Origin of the sequence: Bradyrhizobium sp. dw_78 (genome assembly GCF_018449525.1) — a bacterium.
Classification (GTDB): domain Bacteria; phylum Pseudomonadota; class Alphaproteobacteria; order Rhizobiales; family Xanthobacteraceae; genus Bradyrhizobium.
On sequence record NZ_JAAVUS010000012.1, the window covers coordinates 138,777 to 148,664 of the forward strand.

General features: G+C 63.8%; 5 protein-coding genes. 2 read left to right on the top strand and 3 right to left on the bottom strand.

From position 1 onward, the window contains the following. The first annotated feature begins 175 nt into the window (after window positions 1–175). A complete protein-coding gene (locus tag HB630_RS25570) occupies window positions 176–1,534 on the top strand; it encodes a M23 family metallopeptidase (protein WP_213775482.1) in 1,359 nt (452 codons plus the stop codon). A gap of 38 nt (window positions 1,535–1,572) precedes the next feature. On the opposite strand, the gene prfB is transcribed toward HB630_RS25570, so the two are convergent. The 3 genes from prfB to HB630_RS25585 all read right to left on the bottom strand — a co-directional run bounded on the left by prfB (window position 1,573) and on the right by HB630_RS25585 (window position 6,832). Next, window positions 1,573–2,704 (bottom strand): peptide chain release factor 2 gene (gene prfB / locus HB630_RS25575; protein WP_213775483.1). Its coding sequence is split into 2 segments (ribosomal slippage): window positions 1,573–2,634 and window positions 2,636–2,704, totalling 1,131 coding nucleotides; the frame shifts between segments, so codons are not numbered across the junction. A 108-nt stretch (window positions 2,705–2,812) separates the two neighbouring features. After that, window positions 2,813–5,299 (bottom strand): penicillin-binding protein 1A, encoded by a 2,487-nt coding sequence (locus tag HB630_RS25580; protein WP_213775484.1) that lies wholly within the window; start codon window positions 5,297–5,299, stop codon window positions 2,813–2,815. Window positions 5,300–5,470: 171 nt separating this feature from the next. Further along, on the bottom strand, window positions 5,471–6,832 hold the full coding sequence (locus tag HB630_RS25585) for an N-acetylmuramoyl-L-alanine amidase (protein WP_213775485.1): 1,362 nt from the start codon (window positions 6,830–6,832) through the stop codon (window positions 5,471–5,473). 701 nt (window positions 6,833–7,533) lie between these two features. On the opposite strand from HB630_RS25585, the gene HB630_RS25590 reads away from it, so the two are divergent. Then, window positions 7,534–9,888, top strand: a 2,355-nt coding sequence (locus HB630_RS25590; RefSeq protein WP_213775486.1) for a ribonuclease E/G, incomplete at its 3' end; no start/stop codon positions are given.

Below are 9,888 nucleotides of genomic sequence, written 5' to 3' on the forward strand. Positions count from 1 at the left end.
ATATTTTCTCGCATTTTCTCCCCACAAACCGGCGTCCATTCCAGATCGAGTCCGAAGCCGGGTTTCGCTCGAAAACGCGACAAACCGTTTCCTGAAAATTAATCATGAGAAGGTCAAATCGGTTCCGCCAATCTTGCCGTACGGACCCCCCTCTCCGACCGGCGCTGGAGTGCCGATGTCGTACCGTACGGGTCATTATTCCGAGTATCCCCAACATCACCCGCATGACCATGGCAGGACCTCAGCTCGCCGTCCGGCGGGCGCCCACGCACCTGCCCCCACGTCCCCGGCTCAAAACGGCTATACGCTCGTCCACGCCGGCAAGCAGGTCCGGTTCGGTCCGGTCGTGTTCTGGATCGTGGTCGGCACGGTGGTCATGCTTGGCGCTTGGTCGGCGGCCACGGCGACCTATTTCACCTTCCGCGACGACGTGCTTACGCGGCTGATCTCCCGTCAGGCCGAGATGCAATATGCCTATGAGGATCGCATCGCCGAATTGAGGGCCAAGATCGATCGCACCACCAGCCGCCAATTGCTCGACCAGGACCAGTTCGACAAGAAGCTCGACCAGATCATGCGCCGTCAAGCCGCGCTGGAAGCCCGTGCCATCGCGCTCGGCGCCATTCCGGACGCCCAGGGCGTCACCGGATCGATCAGGCCGCCGTCGCGTGGCAACGACACGGCGCCCGCGACCCCGCCCAAGCCTTCGCCGATCAGCGACACCGTCATTTTCACGGCGCCTCCCGATCGGGAAGCCCGCCTTGAATCGCGTGCGCCGCTGGTCGCCGATCCCGGCCCCAGCCAGTTCGCCAAGATCCAGGGCGTCGATAGCGTTCTCGCCCGTCTGCAAACCTCGCTCGATCAGGTGGAAAGCCGGCAGATCGCGGCGGTCAATTCGGTCGAAGACGGAATGGAATCGCGGATGCGCCGGATGCGGGGCGTCATCACCGATCTCGGCCTCGACATGGCGCAGCTGGAGGCCGCCACGCCGCGATCCGGCATGGGCGGTCCCTATGTTCCGGTCAAACTGTCCGGCGACACCGGGCCGTTCGAGCGGCAGCTCTACCGGATCAATATCACCCACGCCCAGATGGATCGCCTGAACCGGGTGCTGGCGCTGGTGCCGTATCGCAAGCCGGTGATCGGTGAAGTCGAATTCACTTCAGGATTTGGCGTTCGCAGCGATCCGTTCCTCGGCCGCCCGGCCATGCATACCGGCGTCGATTTCCGGGCCTCGATGGGCGATCCTGTGCGCGCCACGGCCAACGGCAGGGTAGCCTCGGCCGGGTGGGCCGGCGGCTATGGCCGCATGATCGAGATCGATCACGGCAACGGCCTGTCGACCCGCTATGGCCATCTGTCGGAGATCGGCGTCAAGATCGGCGACATCATCAAGATCGGACAGGTGATCGGTGAAGTCGGATCGACCGGCCGCTCCACCGGTCCGCATCTGCATTATGAAACCCGGATCGACGGCGAAGCGGTCGATCCGCAGAAATTCCTGCGCGCCGGCGTGCGCCTCAGCGCGGGCTAAGGTTCACCGGAACATCCGCCCTTGCGGAGCTTCTTCGATTATTCGACGTCCTCGACCGCGCCGGGCGAGATGCCGAAGGCGCGTTGCGCCAGCGTCGCGGCCATGAACTCGTCGAGGTCGCCATCGAGCACACCCGCGGTGTCCGATGTCTGCACGCCGGTGCGCAGGTCCTTCACCATCTGATAGGGCTGCAGCACATAGGAGCGGATCTGGTGGCCCCAGCCGATATCGGTCTTGGCGGCCTGGTCGGCGGCGGCCTGTTGTTCGCGCTTCTTCAACTCGATCTCATAGAGCCGCGCACGCAGCATGTCCCAGGCCTGCGCCCGGTTCTTGTGCTGCGAACGGCCGGCCTGGCAGACCACCGCGACACCGGTCGGAATGTGCGTCAGCCGCACCGCGGATTCGGTCTTGTTGACATGCTGGCCGCCGGCGCCGCCGGAACGCATCGTATCGGTGCGCACGTCGGATTCCTTGATGTCGATCTTGATGCTGTCGTCGATGACCGGAAAGATCGCGACGCTGGAGAATGAAGTGTGGCGGCGCGCATTGGAATCGAACGGCGATATCCGCACCAGCCGATGCACGCCCGCTTCGGTCTTCAGCCAGCCATAGGCATTGTGACCGCTGATCTGGATGGTAGCGGATTTGATGCCGGCCTCTTCACCCTGGGATTCTTCCAGATATTCGACCTTGAAACCGTGCTTTTCGGCCCAGCGCGTGTACATCCGCAACAGCATCGCGGCCCAGTCCTGGCTCTCGGTGCCGCCGGCACCGGCGTGGACTTCAAGATAGGAATCGAACTTGTCCGCCTCGCCGCCGAGCAGCGCCTCGAGTTCGCGGCGCGCGACCTCCTTCTTGAGCGCTTTCAACGCGGCTTCGGCTTCCGCCACCACCGATTCATCGTTCTCGGCCTCGCCGAGCTCGATCATGCCGATATTATCTTCCAGCTCGCGCTCGACCTTACCGATGCCTTGAAGCGAATCCTCCAGCGAGGTCCGCTCCTGCATCAGCTTCTGCGCCTTCTGGGGATCGTTCCAGAGATCGGGGTCTTCCGCGAGCTTGTTCAGCTCCGCGAGTCGTGCAGTCGAGGCATCGACGTCAAAGATGCCTCCTCAGCAGCCCGACCGACTGCTTGATCTCTTCAACTAAACGTTCAACTTCAGCCCGCATGGGTCTCTCTGGTCCGCGGCAAGTGCCGCCGTTGCAATGTTGTCAGGGATGTAGCGAGGCGCGTCGCAAAGCGCAATCGGCTTCAAACCGCGCTACCATCTTGCCGGACTAATACAATCCGCCGGTGCCGGAGCGCAGGATGGTGCGGTCGGCGTCAGGTGACACCGTGAGCGTCCGGCCATCCGCATCGGCAACGCCGATCACCGAATAATTGTCCGGCGGCGCAGTACCCGGCTTGAAAGCCTCCAGGATGGCCTGGGGGTCATTGGGGCCGGCCCGCATGCCGGTCATCTGATCGACGCGGATCAGCTTGATTCCAGCCGGCACCTTGAACGGAACCGCCGGCTTGTCGGCGAGCGCGAGCTTCATGAAATCCCTGGCGATCGGCGCGGCGGTGTGACCGCCTTGCGCCAATCTGCCCAGACTGCGGGGCTTGTCGTAACCAAGATAGAGACCGACCACGAGATCCGGCGAGAAACCGACGAACCAGACGTCCTTCTCATCATTGGTGGTGCCGGTTTTGCCGGCGATCGGCTTGCCCACGTCGCGCATCACGGTCGCCGTGCCGCGCTGAACCACGCCTTCCAACATCGACGTGATCTGGTAGGCCGTCATCGAATCCAGCACCTGCTCGCGGTGGTCGACGAGCTGCGGCTCCGGCTGATTCTTCCAGCCGCCGGGCGCATCGCAGCCGCGGCATTCGCGCTGATCCTGCCGGAAGATGGTGTGGCCGTAACGGTCCTGAATGCGGTCGATCAGCGTCGCCTTCACCCGCCGGCCGCCATTGGCGAACATCGAATAGGCCGTGACCATCCGCATCACTGTCGTCTCGCCCGCGCCCAGCGCATAGGACAGGTAATTCGGCAACTCGTCATAGACGCCGAAGCGCTTGGCGTATTCGCCAATCAAGGGCATGCCGATGTCCTGCGCCAGCCGCACCGTCACCGTGTTGAGCGACCATCTCAGCGCGTTGCGCAGCGTCGTGGGGCCGCGGTATTTGCCGGCGGAAAAATTGTCGGGACGCCAGACCCCGACGCCCTGCCCCTGATCGATTTCGATCGGCGCATCGACCACGACGGTCGACGGCGTATATCCGTTGTCCAGCGCCGACGAATACACGATCGGCTTGAACGAGGAGCCCGGCTGCCGATAGGCCTGCGTCGCGCGGTTGAACTGACTCTGGTCGAACGAGAAACCGCCGACCATCGCCAGCACACGGCCGGTCCACGGATCCATCGCCACCATCGCGCCGGAAACCTCCGGCAGCTGGCGCAGCCGGTACTGGCCCTCGACCGGATCGCCGTCCTTGATCAGCGGGTCGGCATAGATCACGTCGCCCGGCGCAAGTACCTGCGATACCGCGGCCGGAGTCCGGCCGCGCGCCGGACCCGACGCCGGCTTCGCCCACCTGACGCCGTCCAGCGTGATGATCCCGGTCTGGCGGTCCTTGGAAACGGCGCCGCCCAGTTCGCGGCCGGGCTGGAATCCGATCCGCGCCGACTGTTCGCTGGTCTCCAGCACCACCGCCATCCGCCACGGCGATACGTCCGACAGCGACTTGATATCGGCAAGCTTCACGCCCCAATCGCCGGAGACGTCGATCCTGTTGATCGGGCCGCGCCATCCCTGCGCTTCGTCATAGTTGACGAGGCCGGCCGCCATCGTCTTGCGCGCCATCATCTGAATCTTCGGATCGAGCGTGGTGCGGACCGAAAGACCGCCCTCGTAGAGTTTCTTTTCGCCGTAGCGCTCGAGGATGTCGCGACGGACCTCCTCGGCAAAATATTCGCCGGCGAAGATGTGCGCGGCATTGGCGTGGTTGGTCACGATCAGCGGATCCTTGCGGGCGATATCCGCATCGGACTGCTTGATCCAGCCGTTTTCCAGCAGCCGGTCGACCACGTAATTGCGTCGCTCGATCGCACGGTCATGGTTGCGCACCGGATGCAGCGCCGCGGGCGCCTTCGGCAGCGAGGCCAGGTAGGCCGCTTCGGCGACGGTGAGTTCGTTCACCGATTTGTCGAAATAGACCAGTGACGCTGCGCCGATGCCGTAAGCGCCGAGGCCGAGATAGATTTCGTTGAGATAGAGCTCGAGGATTTTGTCTTTCGAGTAGGCGCGCTCGATCCGCATCGCGAGCAGCGCCTCCTTGATCTTGCGGGCGAAGGAAACCTCGTTGTTCAGCAGGAAGTTCTTCGCCACCTGCTGGGTAATGGTCGAAGCGCCCTGCGGCCGCCGGCCCGAACCGTAATTCTCCGCATACAGAATGGCGGCGCGCGCCATGCCGGAGAAGTCGATACCGCCATGCTCGTAGAAGTTCTTGTCCTCGGCAGCGAGGAAGGCGTTGATCACAAGCTTGGGCACCGCCTGGATCGGCAGGTATAGCCGGCGTTCCTTGGCATATTCGGCGAGCAGCGAGCCGTCCGCGGCATGGACGCGCGTCATCACCGGCGGCTCATAATCCTGAAGCTGCGAATAGTCCGGCAAGTCCTTGGAAAAATGCCAGATCGCCCCCGCCACCGCGGCGACGCCCACCAGAAACACGACGGTTCCGGCGGCGAACAGGAAACCCAAGAACCGCACCAGCAAGCGCATTACCGAATGTCCGTTTCAACCTTTGCGCCGTCAGATCCGGCGTTTTCCTTGGAATATGACGACCATTACGGGATCATCGCGCCCCGCCGGCCGAAACCGGAATCCTGATCGATTCCAAATACGTTGCCGCGGTTTTATAGAGCCGCCGCTGTGGCCAAACTAGGGCTTCCTTCAATTCGCGGGCCCGGCCGTCGCCAGGCGTTTGGCAAAAAATGCATCAATGGCCTGGGTCATGGACCCGACGGTCCGCGACCGCCAGTTCTCGGATACCAGATGTTCGAGATCGCTCTTGTTCGAGACATAACCGAGCTCGACCAGGACCGACGGCACATCGGGCGCCTTCAGTACCCTGAAGCCGGCAGACTTCAAGGGGTGCTTGTACATCCGCGCGGTGTTTTTCATCTCGTTGACGAGCAGACGCGCGAACCGGTTTGAAAAGGTACGGGTTTCCCGTTGCGCCAGATCGATCAGGATGTCGGCGACGTCGGTCGGCTCCTCCGTCAGATTGACCCCGCCGATGGCGTCGGCCCTGTTTTCCGAATCCGCCAGCCGTTCGGCTTCGGTGTCGGAGGCGTGGTCCGACAGCGTGTAAATCGTGGCGCCCTGGGCATCGCCTTCCCGGTGCGGCAGCGAATCGGCGTGGATCGACACGAACAGCGCGGCCGATTGATCACGCGCGATCTTCACCCGGTCGGAGAGCGGAACGAACGTATCGTCGGACCGCGTCATGACGACGCGGTATTTGCCGCCCTTTTCGATACGGTCGCGCAGCGCCAATCCGAACGCCAGCACCAGGTTCTTTTCGCTCTCACCGTCGGCCTGGGTGCCGTTGTCGAGGCCGCCATGCCCCGGATCGATCACGACCACGGGGCGTGGATCGGTGACGGCGGGCTCGGAAAGCTTGGCGCCGGGGGCCGATGCGGCGGCGGGGGATGCGGAATCGACCGCATCGGCGATAGCAGGCCGCAATTGCGGCCGGCTGTCCGACGCCAGCGACTGAACGAACGCGGTGCGATCGACCTCGGTAAACTCCAGCACCAGCCGCGCCGGCTGCCCGTTAGCGGCATCTAGCACATAGGAATTGGAGATTTTGGCCGGACCGGTCAGGTCAAACACGATACGCGAGCCGCCCGGCATCACCAATCCGTAGCGAAACGCCTTGACAAGTCCGCGTCCGGTGCTGCCGATTCCCGCGCCAAGCTGAAAATTGACCTGCGGGATATCCACAACCACCCGGTACGGGTCGGCCAGGGCGAAGGCGCGAAACGGAATGGTTTTGTCGAGGTCCAGAACAAAACGGGTCTGCTTGCCGTCGCCGGCCAGCCGGGCGTCGGAAGCCAGGGGGAAAACGGGAACGGCAAGCGGGGCCGCGGCGACCGGGGCGGATGCGGCGACTGGCGCAGATGCAGGTGATGGCTCTTCGGTGGCATCGACATTGGTGGAGCCGACAACGGCCACGCCGGTCCACGCCAATGCTGCGGCGCACAGGAGCGCAAACGCCAGCAAAACACGGTAATTTGCGCGGCTCGCCAACGATTCGGTGCCTCCGAGCTGCCTCATACCCCAAATAGGACCGCAGGGTTAATCGTGACTTAAGAATCCTTCGGTGAATAAGGTGGAGTGTTGCAGTGCTGCGACGCTTCCCTTGCGCGAAGCGGCCAATCCACGTATGTACAGAGAGCTGACGGCTAATACTCCCGGTTGTGTCGCGTTCAGCCTCCCGGTGCAGCGCCGGAAATCTTCGATATCCGAGGATTCCAGCGTCTTTCCGATCCCTCCCAACCAGCGCAGCGCGCGGCTGACATGGAGTGGCGGTTTCGAGCCCGAGCGGCGCCGGTCCCAGGTCACACTTTTGCTCCAGGGACAGTTTCAGACACGGCATAACCGGTTACCGGGCCGCAAGGCCCGGATATGCGATGGCCGGCGAGCGCTTCGGCGCCTCACTGGGGCCTTCAGCGACAGACAAGGTGGCGCCTTTCGCCGCCAACGTGTTCAGACGGGCCGACGCTTGATGCGCCAGACTGTGTTGCCAACGGTGATCCACGCACGAACCGCGCCGATGCGGAGCGAAAGCTCCGCGCGTCGCCTGTTTCCGCACGGATCCTGTTTGGCGAGGCGTCCCGGGTTGCGTTTCGGCCTTCCCCTCACCCCCGAATCAGGTGGACCGTCGCGTCACCCGGCCGCGCGAGACGCGCGCGCCGCTATACGCGCCCGCTGCCGTCAAGAGTTCCAAAATGCCCAACAAAATGTTGATCGACGCCACCCACCCGGAGGAGACCCGGGTCGTCGTGGTCCGCGGCAATCGCGTCGAAGAGTTTGATTTCGAGACCGCCCAGCGCAAGCAACTGCGCGGAAACATCTATCTCGCCAAGGTCACGCGGGTAGAGCCCTCGCTCCAGGCCGCCTTCATCGAATATGGCGGCAACCGCCACGGCTTCCTGGCCTTCAGCGAAATCCATCCGGATTATTATCAAATCCCGGTCGCCGACCGCCAGGCGCTGATCGAAGCGGATGAGCGCGCGCACCGCGAAGCCGAAGAGGAGAGCGAGAATCGCTCCAGCCACCGGCGCCGTCCACGCCACCGCAACGCGCGGCGGCGCAGCAATGGCGACCGCGTCCAGAGCGAGATCGTCGAAAATACCGCTCTCGATCCCTCGCAGACCCCGCAGCCTTATGAGAACCAGCACGCCGACGACGGTCACGTCCACGCGCATGATGCCGGGCCTCACGATGACGGTGCGGAACATCATGATCATGATGCCCATGAGCATGAAGCGCACGAATATGCCGGGGATCACGATCATCCGCACGATGATCATGACCACGAATATCATGACCATGAGACGGCCGTGGGCGCGGCGGTCGAGGCCTCCGTTGCCACGGCATCCGGAGTTCCGGTCAGCGCGGAAGCCGGCGAAGAACCCGCGCAGGACGAGCGTATCAGTGAAGAGCAGGCCGCGGAGAATGCCGCTTACATCGACAACGCCCCGCATGCCGAACCGGCCGAGGCCGGGCACGCCGCCTCGGACCACGCCGAACACGCGCTGGTGCCGCATGACGATGAGCACCACGACGATGAAGACGACGGCGAGGACGCCGAGGAAGAGGTTGAATCCGTCGGTGGCGACGACGTCATGGAGGAAGTGCCGGAACGCGCCTTCCGCCCGCGCCGCCAGTACAAGATCCAGGAAGTCATCAAGCGCCGCCAGGTGATGCTGGTTCAGGTCGTCAAGGAAGAGCGCGGCAACAAGGGCGCCGCACTGACAACCTACCTGTCGCTCGCCGGCCGCTATGCCGTGCTGATGCCCAACACCGCGCGCGGCGGCGGCATCAGCCGCAAGATCACCTCGGCGCAGGACCGTTCGCGGCTGAAGGAAGTGGTGCAGGATCTGGACGTGCCCGAGGGCATGGGCATCATCCTGCGCACGGCCGGCGCGGCGCGCACCAAGCCCGAGATCAAGCGCGATTTCGAATATCTGATCCGGATGTGGGAAACCGTGCGCGACCTGACGTTGCGGTCGCAGGCGCCGAGCCTCGTCTATGAAGAAGGCTCGCTGATCAAGCGTTCACTGCGCGACCTCTACAACAAGGAAATCGACGAAATCCAGGTCGCCGGCGAGGCCGGCTACCAGGAGGCGCGCGATTTCATGAAGATGCTGATGCCGTCGAACGTTCGCGCGGTGAAGCTCTACCGCGACGGCCAGCCGCTGTTCTCGCGGATGGGCGTCGAAAGCCAGCTCGACGCCATGTTCTCGCCGACCGTGCAATTGCGGTCCGGCGGCTACATCGTGATCAACCAGACCGAGGCGCTGGTTTCGATCGACGTCAATTCTGGCCGCTCGACCCGCGAACATCATATCGAGGATACCGCGCTCAAGACCAATCTCGAGGCCGCCGAGGAAGTCGCAAGGCAGCTCCGGCTGCGCGATCTCGCGGGCCTGATCGTCATCGATTTCATCGACATGGACGAGAAGCGCAACAACCGCGCGGTGGAGCGCAAGCTCAGCGACTGCCTGCGGCAGGACCGCGCCCGAATCCAGGTCGGGCGCATCTCGCATTTCGGCCTGCTCGAAATGTCGCGCCAGCGCATCCGCGCCAGCGTGCTGGAAAGCTCGACCGAGCCCTGCCCGCAATGCGGCGGCAGCGGGCATGTGCGTTCGGTTTCCTCGGTCGCGCTGCAATTGCTGCGCGGCATCGAGGAAATCCTGATGAAGGGCGCCACCCACAATCTCACGGTCCGTACCCGGACCGACGTGGCGCTTTACGTCCTCAATCACAAGCGCGGTCATCTGCGCGATCTCGAAGACAGCTTCAAGGTCACGCTTGCCGTCATTGCCGACCCGACCGTGAGCGGCCAGCAATCCTTCATCATCGACCGCGGCGAACAGGTGCATACGCTGGAGGCGGCGAAGGCGCTGCTGGCAGCGCAGGCCGCGGCCGCTCCGCCGCCGTTCGAGGACGCGGACGAGCCGGAAGAACCGTTCGATATCGAAGGGGAAATCGAAACCGAAGAAACCGAAGGCCTTGCCGACGAGCACGAACAGGTGGCCGGCGAGGAAGCCGCCGAGGGCGATGGCCCGCGCCGTCGC

What these genes read in the sequence shown, in the direction of transcription:
- HB630_RS25570 (WP_213775482.1), top strand. Translation starts at nt 176, where the DNA reads ATGTCGTACCGTACGGGTCATTATTCCGAGTATCCCCAACATCACCCG.
- HB630_RS25580 (WP_213775484.1), bottom strand. Translation starts at nt 5,299, where the DNA reads ATGCGCTTGCTGGTGCGGTTCTTGGGTTTCCTGTTCGCCGCCGGAACC.